This is a genomic window from Curtobacterium flaccumfaciens (genome assembly GCF_051548005.1).
Taxonomy (GTDB): Bacteria; Actinomycetota; Actinomycetes; order Actinomycetales; family Microbacteriaceae; genus Curtobacterium.
Genome location: NZ_JBPUGH010000050.1, coordinates 1 through 19785, shown reverse-complemented (window position 1 = coordinate 19785; position 19785 = coordinate 1). Strand labels below are relative to the sequence as shown.

Genomic DNA, 19785 nt, shown 5'->3' with positions numbered 1-19785 from the left:
GCCTCGCACCGTCCGGCGCGGGGCTGAGCGCCTCGCACGGTGCGACGCCCCCGCCCCGCCCCCGCGGCCGCGGCGGCGCCGCACACCACGCGCTTCCGGGTCAGACGGTCGGGATCGCGCTCGTCGCGCCGAGCGGACGGCCCCGCCGACGCTCGACCCGCCGCCCCACGAAGAGCAGCGCCACGCTCACGAGCGCCCCGAGCACGGTCTGGGCGATGCGGTCGAGCGCGAGGAACTGTGGTGCCTCGGGCAGGCTCAACCACGACACCGCGAGGGCGAGCGGCGTCAGGAACAGCAGTGTGACGGCGTACCGCCGCGCGACGAAGATCTCGGCGAAGAACTGACCGACGACGGCGATCACCACGATCCACCACACGCTCGGCTCGAGCAACAGGATCCCGACCGCGATCACCGTGCCGCCGACGGTCCCGATCACTCGCTGCCACGCCCGACGGAGGGTGTGCCGCTGCCGGAGCGCCGGGAGCGTCGACACGACCGCGATGACCGCCCAGTACGGGTGCCCGAGCCCGGGGATCGTCTCGGCGATGCCACCAGCGACGAGCGACCCGACGACGTTGAGCGCGACCGTCTCGCGGAGCGCCGGGGTCCGGAGGACGTCGAGCGTGCGGTGCTTCCGCGGCGCGAGCGGGCGGAACCGGTGCGGCGCACGCGGGTGGAACACCCGGCGGAGCACCGCACCGGACATCGCCACGAGCCACGCCCACGCGACCGAGCCGACGATGATCACCAGCACCGTCGGCACGTCGGACGGCCGCAGGGGAACGAGCGCGGACACCACGAACGCGAACACGGGGAAGATCGGCTGCGCGGGGATCGTGCGGAGCGCGGTGAGCGTGCACACGGCCACGACGAGCACGACCACGAGTCCGACCGCCTGCAACCAGAGCGGGTGCCCGAGCAGCGCGACACCGACGCCCGCGAGCATGCACACCGTCTGCAGCGTACCCGCGACGCCGGTGGTCACCGCGCGCTGCCGGTAGGGCTCGGTCGCGCCGAAGATCGCGGTGAACCCGGCGAACATCGCGAAGGCCGCGTACCCGGGCATCCCGAGCGCGATGAGCAGGGCGAGCGGCGCGCCGCCGGCGATCGCGGCGCGTGCTGCGCCCTCGAGGTTCACGGTCCGGGTCGAGTGCGCAGCTGTCGTCATGTCGCGACCATCTTCCCACCGCGACGGGTGTCGCCGACCCGCACCGGGCCTCCAGGCAGTGCTGATCGCCGGCCTGGAGGCCCGTGGCGGGCCCCGTCACGGGCCTCCGGACCGCACTGGCACCCGTTGGTATACCAACCTGCTAGACTCACCGGACCGAGCCGCGACAGCGGCGTACCGACGTCAACGAGGAAGGGCCGAGCCGATGGGAAAGACGCTCGCCGAGAAGGTGTGGGACGACCACGTCGTGGTCAAGGGCGAGGACGGCAAGCCGGACCTCCTCTACATCGACCTCCACCTCGTGCACGAGGTCACGAGCCCGCAGGCGTTCGACGGCCTGCGGCAGGCCGGCCGCCCGGTGCGCCGCCTCGACCTCACGATCGCGACCGAGGACCACAACACCCCGACCCTCGCGATCGACCGGCCCATCGCCGACCCGACGAGCCGCACGCAGATCGAGACGCTCCGCCGCAACTGCGCGGAGTTCGGGGTCCGCCTGCACTCGCTGGGCGACAAGGAGCAGGGGATCGTCCACGTGGTCGGCCCGCAGCTCGGCCTGACCATGCCGGGCATAACGGTCGTGTGCGGCGACTCGCACACGAGCACGCACGGCGCGTTCGGGGCGATGGCGTTCGGCATCGGCACGTCCGAGGTCGAGCACGTCCTCGCCACGCAGACGCTGCCGCTCAAGCCGTTCAAGACGATGGCGATCACGGTCGAGGGCACGCTGCGTCCGGGGGTCACGGCGAAGGACATCATCCTCGCCGTGATCGCGAAGATCGGCACCGGCGGCGGGCAGGGCTACGTGCTCGAGTACCGCGGCTCCGCGATCCGCGCGCTCTCGATGGAGGGCCGCATGACGATCTGCAACATGTCGATCGAGGCCGGCGCCCGCGCGGGCATGGTCGCGCCCGACCAGACCACCTACGACTACGTCCAGGGCCGTGACCACGCGCCGACCGGTCAGGACTGGGACGACGCGGTCGCGTACTGGGAGACCCTGGCGACCGACGACGACGCGGTCTTCGACGCCGAGGTGTTCATCGACGCCGACGAGCTCGAGCCCTTCGTGACCTGGGGCACCAACCCCGGCCAGGGCGTCTCGCTGTCCGAGAACGTGCCGTCGCCGTCGGACTACAGCGACCCGAACGACCAGGCGGCCGCGTCGCGTGCGCTGGAGTACATGGACCTCGCCGCCGGCACGCCCATGAAGGACATCGCCGTCGACGCGGTGTTCATGGGGTCGTGCACGAACTCGCGCATCGAGGACCTCCGAGCCTTCGCGTCGATCATCAAGGGCCGCACGAAGGCTCCCGGGGTGCGGGTGATGGTCGTGCCCGGGTCTGCCCGGGTGCGGCTCGAGGCGGAGGCCGAGGGGCTCGACCGGGTCTTCACCGACTTCGGTGCCGAGTGGCGGTTCGCCGGATGCTCGATGTGCCTCGGCATGAACCCCGACCAGCTCGCGCCGGGGGAGCGCTGCGCCTCCACCTCCAACCGCAACTTCGAGGGCCGGCAGGGCAAGGGCGGACGGACGCACCTCGTGTCGCCGCTCGTCGCCGCGGCGACTGCCGTCCGAGGGACGCTGTCGAGCCCGTGGGACCTCGAGACCGACGACGCCCTGGCGTCCGTCACCGACACCGAGACCACCGCCACCGAGGGGACCTTCTGATGGACAAGATCACCACCGTCACCGGGATCGCCGCGCCGCTCAAGCGCTCGAACGTCGACACCGACCAGATCATCCCCGCGGTCTACCTCAAGCGCGTCACGAAGACCGGCTTCGAGGACGCCCTGTTCGCCGGGTGGCGGCAGGACCCCGACTTCGTGCTGAACCAGCCCGAGTACCAGGGCGCGCGGGTGCTCGTCGCCGGGCCCGACTTCGGCACCGGATCGTCGCGCGAGCACGCCGTCTGGGCGCTCCGCGACTTCGGGTTCCAGGTCGTCGTGTCCTCTCGGTTCGCGGACATCTTCAAGGGGAACGCGGGCAAGCAGGGACTCGTCACGGCGATCGTGACCGAATCGGAAGTCGAGGCGCTCTGGGCCGAGATCGAGCGGAACCCCGGGGTGTCCGCCACGGTCGACCTGGTGTCGCAGCGCGTGTCGCTGGGCGATGTGGACGTGCCCTTCGAGATCGACGCTTACACTCGTTGGCGGTTGATGGAAGGGCTCGACGACATCGGGCTCACCCTCCGTGACGAGACCGCGATCACGGAGTTCGAATCCCGCCGCTCCCGTTGGCGGCCGAAGACATTGCCGGTGAAGTAGTGAACTCTCTCGTACAGGACGCCGCAGCCGCAGGGGCTCGCGTGGGGCTCAAGTCGGACGAGATCGTCATCCGGGGCGGCAAGCCGCTCGTGGGACGCATCGAGGTCCGCGGGGCCAAGAACCTCGCGACGAAGGCGATGGTGGCGGCACTCCTGGGCGACACCCCGTCGATCCTCAGGGACGTCCCGGACATCTCCGACGTCAAGGTCGTCCGCGGCCTGCTCGAGGTCCACGGCGTGCGCATCACGGATCCTGCACGAGGCGAGCTCATCCTCGACCCGTCGAACGTCGAGTCGGCGCACTTCGCCGAGATCGACGCGCACGCCGGGTCGAGCCGCATCCCGATCCTGTTCTGCGGTCCGCTGCTGCACAAGCTCGGCGAGGCGTTCATCCCCGACCTCGGCGGCTGCCGCATCGGTGACCGCCCGATCGACTTCCACCTCGACGCCCTCCGTGCGATGGGCGCCGTCGTCGACAAGCAGGTCAACGGCATCCACCTGACGGCGCCGGACGGCCTGAAGGGTGCGGAGATCGAGCTGCCGTACCCGAGCGTGGGCGCGACCGAGCAGGTGCTGCTCTCGTCCGTGCTCGCCTCCGGCGTCACCGAGCTCCGCAACGCCGCGATCGAGCCCGAGATCATGGACCTCATCGCGATCCTGCAGAAGATGGGCGCGATCGTCACCGTCGAGCCGAACCGCACGATCTTCATCGAGGGCGTCGAGTCGCTCCGCGGCTACACGCACCGCGCGATCAACGACCGCAACGAGGCCGCGAGCTGGGCCTCGGCCGCCCTCGCGACCAACGGCGACATCTTCGTCGAGGGCGCGAAGCAGCAGGAGCTCATGACGTTCCTCAACGTCTTCCGCAAGGTCGGCGGTGGGTTCGACATCCAGGAGGACGGGATCCGCTTCTACCGCGAGCGCGAGACCCTCCGTCCCGTGGTCGTCGAGACGGACGTGCACCCCGGGTTCATGACCGACTGGCAGCAGCCGCTCATCGTCGCACTGACCCAGGCGGACGGCCAGAGCATCGTGCACGAGACCGTGTACGAGAACCGCTTCGGCTTCACCGACGCCCTGAACGAGATGGGCGCCGACATCGTCGTCCACAAGGAGGGGCTGCCGGGTCACGACCGCCGTGTCGCCCGTCGGCCGTTCGAGCAGGCCGCGGTCATCACCGGCCCGACCACGCTCCACGCCGCGGACGTCCGCGTGCCGGACCTCCGCGGTGGCTTCAGCCACCTCATCGCGGCGCTGACCGCCGAGGGTGAGTCGCGCATCTCGAACGTCGGCATCATCAGCCGGGGCTACGAGCACTTCATCCCGAAGCTCCGCAAGCTCGGCGCCGACTTCGACTTCGCCGGCTGAGCGTCGTGGCTGCTTCAGGTGACGGCCTGGAGGCGCGGCGCGGCTCCGCCTCGCAGGTCACGACGGGTTTGCCCACGCCCGGGCGCCGGTGGCGACGCGGTGAGCTGAACACCGCGTTCCGCATCACCGCCTCGGTCGTGATCCCGGTGTTCCGGTTCTCCGCGCGCTACCACTGGCACGGGCCGAAGCGTCTGCCCGAGGGCGGCGCGTTCGTGCTCGCCCCGAACCACTTCACCAACATCGACCCGCTCGTGGTGGGGACGGCCGTGTGGCTCTCCCGCCGCGCGCCGCGCTTCCTCGCGAAGGCGTCGCTCTTCAAGGTCCCCGTGTTCGGCAAGCTCATGGCCGGCATGGGGCAGATCCCGGTCGAGCGCTCCGGTCGGACCCGGCTCAGTGACCCGCTCGGCGGCGGCAAGTCCGTCATCGAGCAGGGCGGCGCCATCATCGTCTACCCCGAGGGCACGTTGACACGTGACCCCGACCTGTGGCCGATGCGCGGCAAGACCGGCGCCGTCCGGATCGCGCTCGAGAACGACGTGCCGCTCATCCCCATGGCCCACTGGGGCACGCAGGGGATCATGGCGCGCTACGGCAAGAAGCTGAAGCTGTTCCCGCCGACCCGGGTCGACGTGATCGTCGGCGACGAGGTCGACCTCTCGGCCTACCGCGGCCGACCGATCGACCAGCAGATGCTCGTCGAGGCGACCGCGATCGTCATGCAGCGCATCACCGAGCTGCTCGAGGAACTCCGCGGCGAGCAGGCCCCGGCGACCCGCTGGGACCCGGCCGCGAACAACCAGAAGGAGACCGGCAGGTTTGAGTGACCAGGGACCGGGCCTCCGCCCGCACGAGGACCACCCGGACCCCGTCGTCGCCGCGCCGGGCGCCGTCGACACCGCCGCCATCCGGGTGGTGATGCAGACGACCGACAAGCCGCGCGTCGCCGTGATCGGTGCCGGCAGCTGGGGGACCACGTTCGCCAAGGTGCTCGCCGAGGGCGGCGCCGACACCGTCGTCTGGGCTCGTCGCCCGGAGGTGGCGCGCGAGATCACCGAGACGAAGCGGAACTCGGAGTACCTGCCCGGCATCAACCTCCCGCGCACGCTCACCGCGTCGACGTCGCTGTCCGCCGTGCTCGACGGTGCCCAGCAGGTCTACGTGTCCGTCCCGTCCCAGTCGCTGCGGTCGAACCTCGCCGCCATCGCGCCGCTCCTGCCCGAGGGCGTCCCCGTCGTCAGCCTCATGAAGGGTGTCGAGAAGGCCACGGGCCTGCGGATGAGCGAGGTCCTGCACGAGGGCCTCGGGATCGACCGGGACCGCATCGCCGTCGCCAGCGGACCGAACCTCGCGCTCGAGATCGCCCGACGGCAGCCGACCGCGGCCGTCGTGTCGTCGTCGTCGCTCGACACCGCCACCGCGGTCGCCGCCGTCGCCACGAACCCGTACTTCCGGTCGTTCATCAACACCGACGTGATCGGCACCGAGTTCGGCGGCGTGCTGAAGAACCTCATCGCGGTGGCGATCGGCATCGTGGACGGCGTCGGCTACGGCGAGAACACGAAGGCGTCGATCATCACCCGCGGCCTCGCCGAGATGACCGACTTCGCGGTGTCGCTCGGCGCCCAGGCCTCGACGCTGTCCGGCCTGGCGGGACTCGGTGACCTCATCGCCACCTGCCAGTCGCCACTGTCGCGCAACAACACCGCCGGTCGCCTGCTCGGTCAGGGCTACCGATTCGACGAGGTCGTCCGGCAGATGAACCAGACCGCCGAGGGACTCGCATCGGTCGCGCCGATCCTCGAACTGGCGCGGACGAACGGCGTCGACATGCCCATCGTCAGCCAGGTGGGCGAGGTCCTCGCCGGTAGGCTCGACCCGCGCAACATCGCGCCGCACCTCACCGAGACCGACGAGCCCCAGGGCGAGTGACGGGTCCGCGACCACACAAGGGGTCCTCCATGGCCAAGACCACCGTCGCCGTGCTGTTCGGCGGCCGTTCCAGCGAGCACGCGATCAGCTGTGTGACCGCCGGCGGGATCATGGACGTCGTCGACCGCGATGCGTACGACATCGTGCCGATCGGGATCACGAAGGACGGCGCGTTCACCCTGCAGGTCGACGACCCAGCGCGGTGGGCGATCCACGACCGCCACCTGCCCGAGGTCCTCGACAACGGCACGCGCGTGGCGTTCCCGACCTCGCCGGCGACGCGCGACCTCGTCGTCTCGCACGCCGACGGCACGATCACGACGGTGCCCGACGTCGACGTGGTGTTCCCGATCCTGCACGGCCCCTTCGGCGAGGACGGCACGATCCAGGGCCTGCTCGAGATCGCCGGCCTGCCGTACGTCGGCGACGGTGTCCTCGCGAGCGCCCTGGCGATGGACAAGCACGTCGCGAAGGCCGTGCTCGAGCACGCCGGACTCCGTGTCGCACCGTGGACGACCGTGCTCCGACGGCAGTGGGCCACGGATCCCGTGGACGTCGCCGAGTCGGTCGCCGCGCACGGCTTCCCGGTGTTCGTGAAGCCCGCCCGGGCCGGGTCGAGCATGGGCGTCTCGCGCGTGGACGAGCCGTCGCAGCTCGGTGCCGCGATGGACCTCGCGTTCGAGCACGACTCGAAGGTGATCGTGGAGCCGCGGGTGATCGGCCGCGAGGTCGAGGTCGCCGTGCTCGAGGGCCGCGACGGTGTGCCGCGCACGAGCCTCCCGGGCGAGATCGTCGTGGCGGAGGACGGCTTCTACGACTTCGAGTCGAAGTACCTCGGCGGCGACGAGTCCCTGCTCTGCCCGGCCCCGGTCACCGGGTCGCAGACCGACGAGATCCGGTCCATCGGTGCCCGCGCGTTCGAGGCGATCGGGGGAGCCGGACTCGCCCGTGTCGACTGCTTCCTCACCGACGACGGCTTCGTGGTCAACGAGGTGAACACGATGCCGGGGTTCACGCCGCTGTCGATGTACCCGCGCTGCTGGGCGGCCACGGGCGTCTCCTACGGCGAGCTCGTCACCGAGCTCATCGAGCTGGGCCGCGCCGCCGTCCGCTGAGGGCCGGGGTGGGCTCGGCTGGCGGTCGGTCTGCGCTGTCGCTTCCGCGAGAGCGACACTCTGCCGCACGTCCCCAGCAGCGATCTGTCGCTTTCGCGAAAGCGACACGGCGTACCTGTCGCTTTCGCAGACGAGTCGCACGTGGGCCGCACGCGGGCGTGCGCCCGCGGAGCGCTCAGCCGTTGACCTCGGAGGGATCGAGGCAGCGGTGACCGTCCTTCGGCAGCGTCGACACCGCGGTGCCGATGTCCTGCAGGACCTGGTCGGTCGCCTTCGAGGACTCGATCACGACCTGCACCGCCGGCGACCGGCCGAACGTGGTGTACACGACCTGCGCACCACGGTCGTCCCGGATCCAGTCGACGGACCCCTTCGAGAAGCACGGCAGGTCGGACACGGTCGGGACGGCCACCCCGCAGTGGTAGATCGCGACGGCCGGGTCGCCCCACGCGGCGGTCGACTGGGCGTCGGTGTTCCGCAGCGCCGCGTCCTGTCCGACGACGCTCGGCAGCCGGACCTGGGCGTCGGCGCACGCGGCGGCGTTCGCGGAGGGCGCCGCGGTCATCGAGACGGCGTTCGTGCACCCGGTGAGCCCCGCGGCGAGGGCGATCACCACACCGACGATCGCGGTGGTCCGGGTGGTGCGGCGCGCGGTGTCCATCGACGTCCAGGCTACCGTTCTCGTGTGGACGCGCAGCACCGGGACCAGCCCGCACCGACCGTGGGCGAGGTCGGCGAACTCGACGTCCTCGACCGCATCGTCCGCCGGCTTCCCGTCGGCGACCCCCTCGTCGGCCCGGGCGACGACTGCGCGGTCCTCGCTGCGCCCGACGGCCGCTACGTCGTGACCACCGACATGATGGTGCACGGTCCGGACTTCCGCTGGGCGTGGTCCTCGCCGGAGGACATCGGCTGGAAGGCCGCCGCGACGAACCTGTCCGACGTCGCCGCGATGGGCGCGACGCCGACCGGGCTCGTCATCGCGCTCGCGGCCCCGCAGGACACCCCGGTGACGGTGCTCGAGCGGTTCGCGGACGGGGTGCGCCTCGCGGTCGAAGCCCTCGCCCCCGACTGTGGTGTCGTGGGCGGTGACCTCTCGACATCGTCGACGTTCACGGTGTCCGTGACCGCGTTCGGCGACCTCGGCGGTCACGCGCCGGTGCTCCGCTCAGGCGCGCGGCCGGGCGACGTCGTCGCGGTGTCCGGCGAGCTCGGACGCGCCGGGCGTGGACTCGCACGGCTCTTCCGTGACGGGGTCGATGACGCCGGTGAGCCCTCTCGTGCGGCGGTGGTCGCGAGCGGCGCCGACTCGGACCCGGACGTCGAGCGGCAGCGACGTCCGGTCCCGCCGATCGGTGACGGCGTGCTCGCGGCGGAGTCCGGCGCCACCGCGATGCTCGACCTCTCGGACGGACTCGCGATCGACGGCGGACGGCTGGCACGGGCGAGCCGGGTGACGCTCGACCTCGATCCGCTGGCCGTCCCCGATGCGCTCGCCCTGCACGGTGGCGAGGACCACGGACTCCTCGCGACCTTCCCCGCCGAGGCCGTCCTGCCCGGGGGCTTCCGACGCATCGGGACCGTGCGGGAACGCGGAGCGCACGACGTCCTCACGGCCGGCGCGCCCGTCGCGACGACCGGCTGGGACCCATACGCGGACTGGGACGGTGCGTCCGGCTGACGGCGCACAGCCACGCGCCCGTCACGCCCGGACCCCGCGCCCGTCACGCCCGGACCCCGCGCCCGTCACGCCGGGACCACCCGCCCGTCATGCCCGGACCACGCGCCCGTCACGCCCGGACCACGCGCCCGTCATGCCCGGGCCCCGCGCCCGTCCCGCCCGGACCGCACGCCGGAGTCCCGTCCACACCCACGCCGGGTCGCGACGCGCACCGTCGCGGACCGCACGCGCCGCTGCCGCGACCTGCACGGCCGTCCGTGTCACCGCCTGGAGCGACCCGTCGTCCGAGGCGAGCGGAGCCGACCGGGCGACCCGTGCTCCAGGCCGACCACGGGGCGGACGTGGCGATCAGACGGCGGCGACCACGGCCTCCCACGCGACGGTCTCGCCGTAGCTCCGCTTGCTGAACGGCTCGAGCCCCGCGGGCCACGTCGGCTCGGGCGATCGCTTGCTGCGCTCCACGACGACGACCGCGTCACGGGTGAGCCGCGGGACCAGCGCCTCGAGCACCTCGCCGATCTCGTGTTCGGTGACCTCGTACGGCGGATCGATGAACACGAGGTCGAAGGTCCGGACGGTCTGTCGCAGGAACCCGAGCGCGGGTTGCGCGTGCACGTCGATCCGCACCCCGGGCACCCGCTTCTGCACAGCGCGCGCGTTCTCCTTGCACGCGGCCGCCGCACCGGACGCCCGGTCGACGAGCACCACCTCGACCGCCCCACGCGACGCTGCTTCGAGCCCCAGCGCGCCCGTGCCCGCGTAGAGGTCCGCCACCGCCGTGTCGTCGACCAGGCCCCGCGACTCGAGCGACGAGAACAGTGCTTCGCGCACGCGGTCGCTCGTCGGCCGGGTGCCGGTCTTCGGCACCCGGAGCGTCGTGGAGCCGGCGGCGCCGGCGATGATGCGGGTCATGCAGCCACCGTAGCGGCCCGGCGCGACGCCCCTGCGTTCTCCACAGGCCGGCCTGGAGGCACGGTGCACGTCGGTCGTCCCGGGTAGCGTTGTCGCGTGGTCACCCCCGGTCCGAACGCTGTCCCGGCCGCGCCCGCCCCGTCTGCCGACGGCGGGCTCGACACCCGGCTGTCGAGCGTGCTCGGGGGTCGGACCGCGAGTGCGATCGAGAAGGCGTTCGGCTACCGCACCGTGGGGGAGCTCCTCGAGCACGCACCGCGCCGGTACGCCGAACGCGGAGCGCTGACCGCGCTCGACTCGCTCGCGATCGGCGAGTCCGTGACGATCGTGGCCGAGGTCGTCGACGTCCGCGAGCGCACGATGCGGGCCCGTCGCGGGTCCATCCTCGAGGCCAAGATCGGCGACGGCAAGGGCCTCCTCACGCTCACGTTCTTCAACCAGGGGTGGCGGACGAAGGACCTCGTGCCCGGTGCGCGCGGGGTGTTCGCCGGCAAGGTCGGCGACTACCGGGGTGCTCGGCAGCTCGCCCACCCCGACTACGAGCTGTTCGACCGCGACGACCCGCGCTCGCTGGCCGACCCCGGCTCGGACGAGGCCATCCGGTGGTCTCGGCAGCCGATCCCGATCTACCCGGCGACCGCGTCGCTGTCGTCCTGGCAGATCGCGAAGGCCATCGGGGTGGTGCTCGACACCCTGCCCGACCTCGACGACCCGATCCCCGCGTCCGTGCGGGCGCGCCTCGACCTCGTGCCGTACCGGCGGGCGCTCGAACTGCTGCACCGGCCGGAGAAGGTCGCCGACTTCAAGCGCGCGCAGGACGCCCTGCGCTACCGCGAGGCGTTCGTGCTCCAGACCGCCCTCGTGCAGCGCCGGATCGCCGCTCGGGCCGTGGCCTCGACGCCGCGGTCGGCGTCGCCGGGCGGCATCCTCGAACGCTTCGACGCCTCCTTGCCCTTCACGCTCACGGACGACCAGCGCTCCGTGGGCGCCGAGATCGCGTCGGACCTCGCCGGCAGCTGGCCGATGCACCGGCTCGTCCAGGGCGAGGTCGGATCCGGCAAGACCCTCGTGGCGATCCGCGCGATGCTCACGGTGGCGGAGTCCGGTGGGCAGTCGGCGCTCATCGCCCCGACCGAGGTCCTCGCCGCACAGCACCTGCGGTCGATCGTGAAGTTCCTCGGGCCCGACCTCGCGGCCGAGCTGCGCCCGGTGATCCTGACCGGGTCGCAGTCCACCGACGAGCGTCGACGCGCCCTCCTCGCGGCGGCGTCCGGCAGCTCGCGGCTCGTCGTCGGGACGCACGCGCTCCTCGGTGACCGGGTCGACTTCGCCGAGCTCGGACTCGTGGTGGTCGACGAGCAGCACCGGTTCGGCGTCGAGCAGCGCGAGGCCCTGCGCACCAAGGGCCAGACGCCGCCGCACGTGCTGGTCCTCACGGCCACGCCGATCCCGCGCACGGTCGCGATGACGGTGTTCGGCGACCTCGACGTCTCCACCATCGCCGGCGTGCCCTCGGGGCGGGCCGGTGTCGAGACCTTCACGGTCGGGCTCGCCGAGCACCCGGGGTGGGAGTCCCGCATCTGGTCCCGCATGGCCGAGGAACTCGTCGCCGGACGCCAGGCGTTCGTGGTGTGCCCGGCCATCGACGACGTCCACGCCGAGGACGACGGCGAACCCGAGCCCGGTGCTCCCGTCGACGACGACACGCCGAAGCGCGCCCCGGCGACGGTCCTCGCGACGGCGGAGCGGATGCGGCAGATGCCCGTGCTCGACGGTCGTCGGATCGAGGTGCTGCACGGGCGGATGACCGCCGACGAGAAGGACCGCGTCATGACGACCTTCGCCGCCGGCGGCATCGACGTCCTCGTCGCGACGACCGTCATCGAGGTCGGGGTCGACGTGCCGAACGCGTCGATGATGGCGGTGCTCGACGCCGACCGCTTCGGGGTGTCGCAGCTGCACCAGCTCCGCGGGCGCATCGGCCGCGGGCAGTACGCCGGTGTGTGCCTCCTCGTCACCACGGCCGAGCTCGAGTCGCCGTCCCGGGAGCGCGTCGACGCGGTCGCGGCCTCCGACGACGGGTTCGAGCTCGCGCGGGTCGACCTCGAACTCCGACGCGAGGGCGACGTGCTGGGGGAGCGGCAGTCGGGCGGTCGTTCGTCCCTCAACCTGCTGCGCGTCGTCGAGCACGCCGACCTCATCGTCGACGCGCGTGACGAGGCCGAGCGCGTCCTCGAGCCGGATCCGGAGCTCGCGGGGCACCCGGCGCTCCGGGAAGCCCTCGCCCGACGTCTGGATGAGTCCGACGCGGCCTTCCTCGGCAAGAACTGAGCCGGTCGTCGGGTGCCCGGTAGGGTCGCTGGCATGGCGCAGATCGCGGTCGTCCCCGGCTCCTTCGACCCCGTGACCCTCGGGCACCTCGACGTGATCGGGCGTGCTGCGGGACTCTTCGACGAGGTCCACGTCCTCGTGGTGCACAACCCGGACAAGAAGCCCGCGATGTTCGAGGCCGCCGAGCGGGTGCGGCTCATCGAGGAGTCCCTCGTCGAGACCGGCGTCCGGGACAACGTGCGCGTGGGCGAGTGGACCGCCGGACTCCTGGTCGACTACTGCCGGCAGGTCGGGGCGACGGTCCTCGTCAAGGGTGTCCGCTCGGGCGAGGACGTCGCGTACGAGACCCCGATGGCGATCATGAACCGGCACCTCGCGGACGTCGAGACGGTCTTCCTGCTGCCCGAGGCCTCGCGGGCACACGTGTCGAGCTCGCTCATCCGGCAGGTCGCGACCCTCGGCGGCGACGTGACGCCGTACGTGCCCGACGTCGTCGCGCGGGCGCTCGCGGAGCACACGGCACGCTGACCCGGGTACTCCGCCGGGGACACGCGGGGCGCCCACCTCGACGTCCCGGCCGGATGCCGCTAGGCTTGTCGATCGTGTCTTCCCCCGTGAACAGCCCCTACGCCCTGCGCGTGCGCGACCTCGCGCACCGTCCGGGCGAGATGCGCGAGCACTCGCTCGACGTCGAGGTGCCGGACGCGATGGGGGCCGGGGTCATCTCCGTCCGTCAGGGCGCGCCGATGCACCTCGAGGTCCGACTCGAAGGGCTGCACGAGGGTGTCCTCGTGTCCGGACACGCGTCGGCCGAGGCGTTCGGGGAGTGCTCCCGGTGCCTGATCGAGATCAGCGAACCCGTCGAGGTCGATTTCGCGGAGCTCTTCGCGTACGATGTCTCGGAGGATTTCGACTTCTTCGTTCGCGATGACCACGTGGACTGCGAACCGGTCGTTCGAGATGCGGTGGTGCTGTCGCTGCCGTTCCAGCCGGTCTGCCGACCGGACTGCCCAGGCCTCGACCCGGAGACGGGTGAGCGTCTGGCTGACCTCGAGGACCACACCCCTCGCGAGGTCCTGGACCCGCGCTGGGCCGCCCTGAGCGGGTTCCAGCCGACCGACGACAGCAACACCCCTGACCAGAGCCCCGAGGGCGACGGCCGCACGTCGGTCTGAACCGCCCTCGCCACTGACCACCGACCAACCGAAAGAGAACCACCATGGCCGTTCCCAAGCGCAAGCAGTCCCGTGCCAACACGCACGCCCGTCGTTCGCAGTGGAAGGCCGCGCCGGTCCAGCTCGTGAAGACGATCGAGAACGGCAAGGTCACCTACAGCCTCCCGCACCGCGCGAAGGTCGTCGAGGACTCGGCCGGCACCCCGCTGTACATGGAGTACAAGGGCCGCAAGGTCGCCGACGTCTGATCGGACCGAACGCATGACCACGACGTCCGGCGCCACGGGGTCCCGCCCCGTGGGGCCGGACGTCGTTCGTCTGCGTGAGCAGCTCGCGGTCGACATCGACCTCGAACTGCTCCAGCTCGCCCTGACCCACCGCTCGTTCGCGTACGAGCACGGTGGCATCGGGCACAACGAGCGACTCGAGTTCCTCGGGGACTCGATCCTCGGCCAGGCCGTGACGGTGAAGCTCTTCCGGTCGTTCCCCGACCTCGACGAGGGTGAGCTGGCCAAGCGCCGTGCGAGCCTCGTGTCGACGGTGGCCCTCGCCGAGATCGCCCGCATGATCGGTCTCGGCCAGTACCTCCGCCTCGGCAAGGGCGAGGAGCAGACCGGCGGCCGTGACAAGTCGTCGATCCTCGCCGACACCGTCGAGGCCGTGATCGGTGCGACCTACCTCTCGGCGGGTCCCGACCCGGCGACCGAGCTCGTGCTCCGCCTCGTCGAGCCGCTCCTGGTCGATCCGGACCGCTTCGGCGCGGCCATGGACCCGAAGACGAGCCTGCAGGAGCTCGCCGCGACGCTCGCGCTCGGCAACCCCGCGTACCGGGTCACGGAAGAGGGCCCCGACCACGACAAGACCTTCCACGCCACCGTGGTGCTGCAGGGCGAGGACGTCTCCGCCGGCGCCGGGTCGAGCAAGAAGGCCGCTGAGATGGCCGCCGCGCTCCAGGCGTGGACGAAGCTCTCCGGCCGCGACGGCTCCCCGCGCATCGACGCCGACAGCTCCGCCGAGACCGCGTAACCGGTGCCCGAGCTCCCCGAGGTCGAGGTCGTCCGCGCCGGTCTCGAACCCGCCGTCAGCGGCGCTCGCGTGCTCCACGTCGACGTCGTCGACGACCGCGCCCTCACCCGGCACGACGGGCCGGCGGAGGACTTCGCGGACCGCCTCACCGGACGGACCATCGCCGCGGCCGTCCGACGCGGCAAGTTCCTCTGGTTCCCGCTGCGCCCCGAGCACGACGACGACCGCCCCGAGGCACTCGTCACGCACCTCGGCATGTCCGGCCAGGTCCTCCTCGGTCGCGACCGGCCCGCGGCGAAGCACCGGCGCATCCTGATCGACGTGCAGCCGACGGGCATCGACCGCGACGGGGCTCCCGAGGCCCCCGTGCAGCTCGAGTTCGTCGACCAGCGCACCTTCGGCTCGATGGCGCTCGACCCGATGGTGCCGACCGTCGACGGCGCTCCCGCGGGCTTCGCCGGGCACGTCGACGAGACGGACCCGGACGCGCCGTGGCGCCGGAGCATCCCGCACCAGGTGTCGCACATCGCGCGCGACCCGCTCGACCCGGCGTTCGACGACGACCGCTTCACCGCCGCGGCGCGGAAGCGCGGGAGCGGCATCAAGCGCGTGCTCCTCGACCAGGGTGTGGTGAGCGGCATCGGCAACATCTACGCCGACGAGTCACTGTGGGCCGCGAAGCTCCACTACGACCGACCCGCGGAGCGCCTGACCCGAGCGGACCTCCGCTCGGTCCTGACCGAGGTCCGGAGCGTCCTCGGGCGGGCCCTCGAGGACGGCGGCACGAGCTTCGACGCGCAGTACGTCAACGTGAACGGGCAGTCCGGGTACTTCTCCCAGCGACTCAACGTCTACGGGCAGCAGGGGCAGCCGTGCCCGCGCTGCGGCACGACGATCGTCCGCGAGGCCTTCATGAACCGGTCGAGCCACATCTGCCCCGTGTGCCAACCACGCCCCCGCGCCCGCAGGCGTTAGCCTGCCCGCAGCAGCACAGCCAGCAGCACAGCCCGCCAGCAGCAGCGCAGCAGAACGCCCGGAGACCGCATGTACTTGAAGAGCCTGACCATCAAGGGGTTCAAGTCCTTCGCGCAGCCGACGACGTTCGCGTTCGAGCCCGGCGTCACGTGCATCGTCGGGCCCAACGGCTCGGGCAAGTCGAACGTCGTCGACGCCCTCGCCTGGGTGATGGGGGAGCAGGGCGCGAAGACCCTCCGCGGCGGCAAGATGGAGGACGTCATCTTCGCCGGCACCTCGACGCGCGGGCCGCTCGGCCGCGCGCAGGTCCTCCTCACGATCGACAACACCGATGGTCTGCTGCCGATCGAGTACTCCGAGGTGACGATCTCCCGCACGCTCTTCCGGAACGGCGGCAGCGAGTACGCGATCAACGGCGAGAACTGCCGCCTGCTCGACGTGCAGGAGCTCCTGAGCGACACCGGCCTCGGTCGCGAGATGCACGTCATCGTCGGGCAGGGGCAGCTCGACAAGGTCCTGCACGCCACCCCGGAGGACCGCCGCGGCTTCATCGAGGAGGCCGCGGGCATCCTCAAGCACCGCCGCCGCAAGGAGAAGACGCTCCGCAAGCTCGAGGCCATGCAGACGAACCTCACGCGGTTGTCCGACCTCGCGGGGGAGATCCGTCGCCAGCTCAAGCCGCTCGGTCGCCAGGCCGAGGTCGCCCGCAAGGCCCAGTCGGTGGCTGCCGTCGCCCGGGACGCGAAGGCGCGCATCCTCGCCGACGACGTGGTCCGGCTCCGGCGCGAACTCCACGAGCACCTCGAGGTCGAGACCGGCCGGAAGTCCGAGCGCATCCTCCTGCAGGAACGGCTCGAGCGGACGCGTGCCCGGCAGCAGCAGGTCGAGCAGAGCATGGTCGGCGACGACGTCGACCGCGCCCGGACGGTCGTGCACCGGCTCGAGAGCGTGCAGGAGCGGCTCCGCGGCCTGTCGAGCCTCGCGAACCAGCGCCTGATGTTCCTCGCGCAGCAGGCCGACGCTCCGCAGCAGGGTCCGACGGTGACGCCCGAGCGGGTGCAGTCCGTCCGTGACGAGGCCGACCGGCTCGAGGCACGCGCCGAGGAGATGGCCGCCGGGTCGGGAACCGCAGCGGCACGCGTGCAGGAAGCGCGCGCGGCGCTCGACGCCCTCGACGAGCAGATCGCGGCGCAGGCCGCCCTGGTGTCGCAGCACGACCTCGAGGCGCAGCGACTCGGGTCCGCGGTCGACGTCGCCCGGTCGAAGCGGGGCTCCGCCGTGGCCGACCGGGAGCGCCGGGAGCGCGCACTCGCCGAGGCGACCGACCGGGCCGACCGAGCGGTCGCGGCCCTGGCCGACATCGGAAGCGACCCGTCCGAGGGTGTCGACGAGGCGGCGCTCACCGAGGCGGTCGTGTCCACCCGCGAGCAGCAGCAGGCAGCGCAGGCGACCCGTGACGAGCTCCGCGACCGACTCCACGCCCTCGAACGCGAGCGGGACGCGCTCGATGCCCGGGTCACGGCCCTCGCGATGTCGATCGACGTCCGCGACGGGTCGCGGGCCCTCATCGAGGCCGGCCGTACGGGCATCGCCGGTCGCCTCGCCGACAGCCTGACGATCGAGCCCGGCTGGGAGGGTGCGGTCGCCGTCGCGCTCGACGGCCTCGCCGACGCCGTGCTCGCGGACGACCGCGCGGTCGCGCTGGACGCCGTGGCGCACGCCCGTTCCGCCGACATCGGCCGCGTTGACGTGGTGGTCGCGGACGCCCACCCGGCCGCCACCCCGGTGGATGCCCTTCCCGACCGGCTCCCCGCCGGCGTCCGTCGCGCGGTCGACCTCGTGCAGGGCCCGCGGGCGATCGCCACCATCCTGCGTGACACGCTGATCGCGGTGGACGAGGACGTCGACCTGGAGGCCGTGCTCGCCGCCGCCCCGCAGGCGACGGTGGTCACCCGGTCCGGTGACGTCGTCCGGGCCGTCCGGATCACGGGTGGCGGTGAGCGGATGACCAGCCGCATCGAGCTGGTCGCGGAACGCGACGACGCCCTGACCCGGCGCGACGCCGTCGCGAGGGACGTCGATGACGCCGCCACGCGCCTCCAGGCCGCTCGGGCCGCCGTCGACGAGGCGAGGCGCCGGGCGGAGGAAGCCGACCAGGCGTCGCGTGCGCACGCGAAGGCGACCGCGGAGTACGACCGCAGCAGCGCGTCCTCGCGGGCGCGTGCCGAGAACGCGGCGGCCGAGGTCGAGCGCCTCCGAGCGGCCCTGGCCGAGACGGACGGTGCGGTCGAGTCCGCGGATGCCGTGCTCGCCGAGGCGGAGGCAGCACTCGCGGCGTTCACCGACCAGCCGCGGCCGACCGTCGACGCGTCCGGACGCCCGGCGCTGCAGGAGGCGCTCGAGGCGGCCCGTGCTGCCGAGATCGAACAGCGCATCCAGGTGGAGACCGTCCGCGAGCGGGCGCGTGCCGAGCGGAACCGTGCCGCCGGGCTCGAGCGGCAGCTCCGGGCGGAGCGGGCAGCCGCCGAGGAAGCCGCCCGTCGTGCCGTCGTCCGTCGCGGCCAGATCGCCGTCGCCGAGGGGGTGCTCGCCGACCTCCCCTCGGTGCTCGGCGCCGTCGACCGGTCACTCGCCGAGGCCCGCGTGCGTCTGGCGAACGAGGAGTCCGAGCGGTCCAAGCGCAACACCGAACTGCAGACGATCCGGAACGAGGAACGCGAGCTCCGCGACCGCCTCCAGACCCTGACCGACGGAGTGCACTCGCTCGAGATGGAGATCTACGAGAAGAAGTTGCACGTGTCGGGCATCCTGGACCGCGCGCAGAGCGAGCTCGGGCTCGTGGAGGCGGTGCTCGTGGCCGAGTACGGGCCGCACGTCCCGGTACCCGTCGACGTGCTCGTCGACCCCAGAGTGCTCGCGCGGAAGCACCGGGAGGCCGAGCGCGCGCGAGCGGCGGCGACGGCAGCCGCCGACGACGCACCGGAGACGGCAGGCGCCGACGACACGCCGTCCGCGGTCGAGGACGAGGACGTCGAGGTCGACGAGGTGCTCGTCGACGCCGAGTCCACCCTCCCCGGCGGGCCGGCGCTGCCCGAGTACGACGCGACCGACGACGTCGACGCGTCCGAGGTCGAGACCGTCCCCTACGTCCGTGCCGAGCAGGAGCGCAGGCTCGCGGCAGCCGAACGCGACCTCGGTCAGCTCGGCAAGGTCAACCCGCTCGCCCTCGAGGAGTTCCAGGCGCTCGAGCAGCGGCACGCGTTCCTCGCCGAGCAGCTCGAGGACCTCCAGAAGACCCGCACGGACCTCATGACGATCATCGAGGAGCTCGACCAGAAGATGCAGACCATCTTCGAGGCCGCGTTCCACGACACCCGCGAGGCCTTCGACGTCATCTTCCCGATCCTCTTCCCTGGTGGTTCGGGGTCGATCACGCTGACGAACCCGGACGACCTGCTCGCGACCGGGATCGACGTGCAGGTGAAGCCCGCGGGCAAGAAGATCGACCGGCTCACGCTGCTGTCGGGCGGCGAGCGGTCCCTCGCGGCGGTGGCGCTCCTCGTCGCGATCTTCACCGCGCGCCCGTCGCCGTTCTACATCATGGACGAGGTCGAGGCGGCGCTCGACGACGCGAACCTCGGGCGGCTCCTGACCGTGTTCGGACGGCTGCGCGAGTCGTCGCAGCTCATCGTCATCACGCACCAGAAGCGGACGATGGAGATCGCGGACGCGCTGTACGGGGTGTCGATGCGGCAGGAGCGCGTGTCCGCCGTGGTCGGGCAGCGCGTGCAGGCGCGGTCGGCCGAGCCGGCCGACGCGGTCGCGTAGCGGCGCGTAGCGG

General features: G+C 72.2%; 17 protein-coding genes. 14 read left to right on the top strand and 3 right to left on the bottom strand.

Features of this window, described 5'->3' with window-relative positions:
* Positions 1-100: 100 nt before the first annotated feature.
* Positions 101-1168: an FUSC family protein gene (locus tag ACSW7Y_RS08115; RefSeq protein WP_438125792.1), complete on the bottom strand. Its 1068-nt coding sequence runs from the start codon at positions 1166-1168 to the stop codon at positions 101-103.
* Between the two features lie 205 nt (positions 1169-1373).
* Between ACSW7Y_RS08115 and leuC the strand changes: the two genes are divergently transcribed.
* From leuC to ACSW7Y_RS08085, 6 genes are all read left to right on the top strand, one after another.
* Positions 1374-2837 carry a 3-isopropylmalate dehydratase large subunit gene (leuC, locus tag ACSW7Y_RS08110; RefSeq protein ID WP_438125791.1) on the top strand — a complete coding sequence of 488 codons (1464 nt, stop codon included), beginning with the start codon at positions 1374-1376 and terminating at the stop codon, positions 2835-2837.
* Entirely contained in the window at positions 2837-3433 is a 597-nt protein-coding gene (gene leuD / locus ACSW7Y_RS08105; protein ID WP_438125790.1) for a 3-isopropylmalate dehydratase small subunit, read from the top strand. Before leuC ends, leuD begins: the two co-directional genes overlap by 1 nt.
* On the top strand, positions 3433-4800 hold the full coding sequence (gene murA / locus ACSW7Y_RS08100) for a UDP-N-acetylglucosamine 1-carboxyvinyltransferase (protein ID WP_438125789.1): 1368 nt from the start codon (positions 3433-3435) through the stop codon (positions 4798-4800). Before leuD ends, murA begins: the two co-directional genes overlap by 1 nt.
* Positions 4801-4805: 5 nt before the next feature.
* Positions 4806-5624 (top strand): lysophospholipid acyltransferase family protein, encoded by an 819-nt coding sequence (locus ACSW7Y_RS08095; protein WP_438125788.1) that lies wholly within the window; start codon positions 4806-4808, stop codon positions 5622-5624.
* Positions 5625-5715: 91 nt separating this feature from the next.
* Positions 5716-6729, top strand: coding sequence for an NAD(P)H-dependent glycerol-3-phosphate dehydrogenase (locus ACSW7Y_RS08090; RefSeq protein WP_438125793.1), 1014 nt, complete (start codon positions 5716-5718; stop codon positions 6727-6729).
* 29 nt (positions 6730-6758) lie between these two features.
* Positions 6759-7844, top strand: a complete 1086-nt coding sequence (locus tag ACSW7Y_RS08085) for a D-alanine--D-alanine ligase family protein (protein ID WP_438125787.1) — start codon at positions 6759-6761, stop codon at positions 7842-7844.
* Positions 7845-8019: 175 nt separating this feature from the next.
* Here ACSW7Y_RS08085 and ACSW7Y_RS08080 read toward each other — a convergent pair whose 3' ends face one another.
* Positions 8020-8505, bottom strand: a complete 486-nt coding sequence (locus ACSW7Y_RS08080; protein WP_058726648.1) for a DUF3515 family protein — start codon at positions 8503-8505, stop codon at positions 8020-8022.
* Between the two features lie 24 nt (positions 8506-8529).
* On the opposite strand from ACSW7Y_RS08080, the gene thiL reads away from it, so the two are divergent.
* On the top strand, positions 8530-9525 hold the full coding sequence (gene thiL / locus ACSW7Y_RS08075; protein WP_438125786.1) for a thiamine-phosphate kinase: 996 nt from the start codon (positions 8530-8532) through the stop codon (positions 9523-9525).
* Positions 9526-9873: 348 nt separating this feature from the next.
* Here thiL and ACSW7Y_RS08070 read toward each other — a convergent pair whose 3' ends face one another.
* Positions 9874-10437: an RsmD family RNA methyltransferase gene (locus ACSW7Y_RS08070; RefSeq protein WP_438125785.1), complete on the bottom strand. Its 564-nt coding sequence runs from the start codon at positions 10435-10437 to the stop codon at positions 9874-9876.
* Between the two features lie 96 nt (positions 10438-10533).
* Between ACSW7Y_RS08070 and ACSW7Y_RS08065 the strand changes: the two genes are divergently transcribed.
* The 7 genes from ACSW7Y_RS08065 to ACSW7Y_RS08035 all read left to right on the top strand — a co-directional run bounded on the left by ACSW7Y_RS08065 (position 10534) and on the right by ACSW7Y_RS08035 (position 19772).
* Positions 10534-12768, top strand: coding sequence for an ATP-dependent DNA helicase RecG (locus ACSW7Y_RS08065; RefSeq protein ID WP_438125784.1), 2235 nt, complete (start codon positions 10534-10536; stop codon positions 12766-12768).
* A 33-nt stretch (positions 12769-12801) separates the two neighbouring features.
* Positions 12802-13296 carry a pantetheine-phosphate adenylyltransferase gene (gene coaD, locus ACSW7Y_RS08060; RefSeq protein ID WP_438125783.1) on the top strand — a complete coding sequence of 165 codons (495 nt, stop codon included), beginning with the start codon at positions 12802-12804 and terminating at the stop codon, positions 13294-13296.
* Positions 13297-13370: 74 nt separating this feature from the next.
* Positions 13371-13943 carry a YceD family protein gene (locus ACSW7Y_RS08055; protein ID WP_438125782.1) on the top strand — a complete coding sequence of 191 codons (573 nt, stop codon included), beginning with the start codon at positions 13371-13373 and terminating at the stop codon, positions 13941-13943.
* Positions 13944-13987: 44 nt separating this feature from the next.
* Positions 13988-14191, top strand: a complete 204-nt coding sequence (rpmF, locus tag ACSW7Y_RS08050; RefSeq protein WP_022905230.1) for a 50S ribosomal protein L32 — start codon at positions 13988-13990, stop codon at positions 14189-14191.
* Positions 14192-14204: 13 nt separating this feature from the next.
* Positions 14205-14969 (top strand): ribonuclease III, encoded by a 765-nt coding sequence (gene rnc / locus ACSW7Y_RS08045; protein ID WP_438125781.1) that lies wholly within the window; start codon positions 14205-14207, stop codon positions 14967-14969.
* 3 nt (positions 14970-14972) lie between these two features.
* Positions 14973-15944, top strand: coding sequence for a bifunctional DNA-formamidopyrimidine glycosylase/DNA-(apurinic or apyrimidinic site) lyase (gene mutM, locus ACSW7Y_RS08040; RefSeq protein ID WP_438125780.1), 972 nt, complete (start codon positions 14973-14975; stop codon positions 15942-15944).
* Between the two features lie 69 nt (positions 15945-16013).
* Complete coding sequence (locus tag ACSW7Y_RS08035; RefSeq protein ID WP_438125779.1) at positions 16014-19772, top strand: chromosome segregation SMC family protein; 3759 nt, start codon at positions 16014-16016, stop codon at positions 19770-19772.
* The last annotated feature ends 13 nt before the right edge of the window (positions 19773-19785 follow it).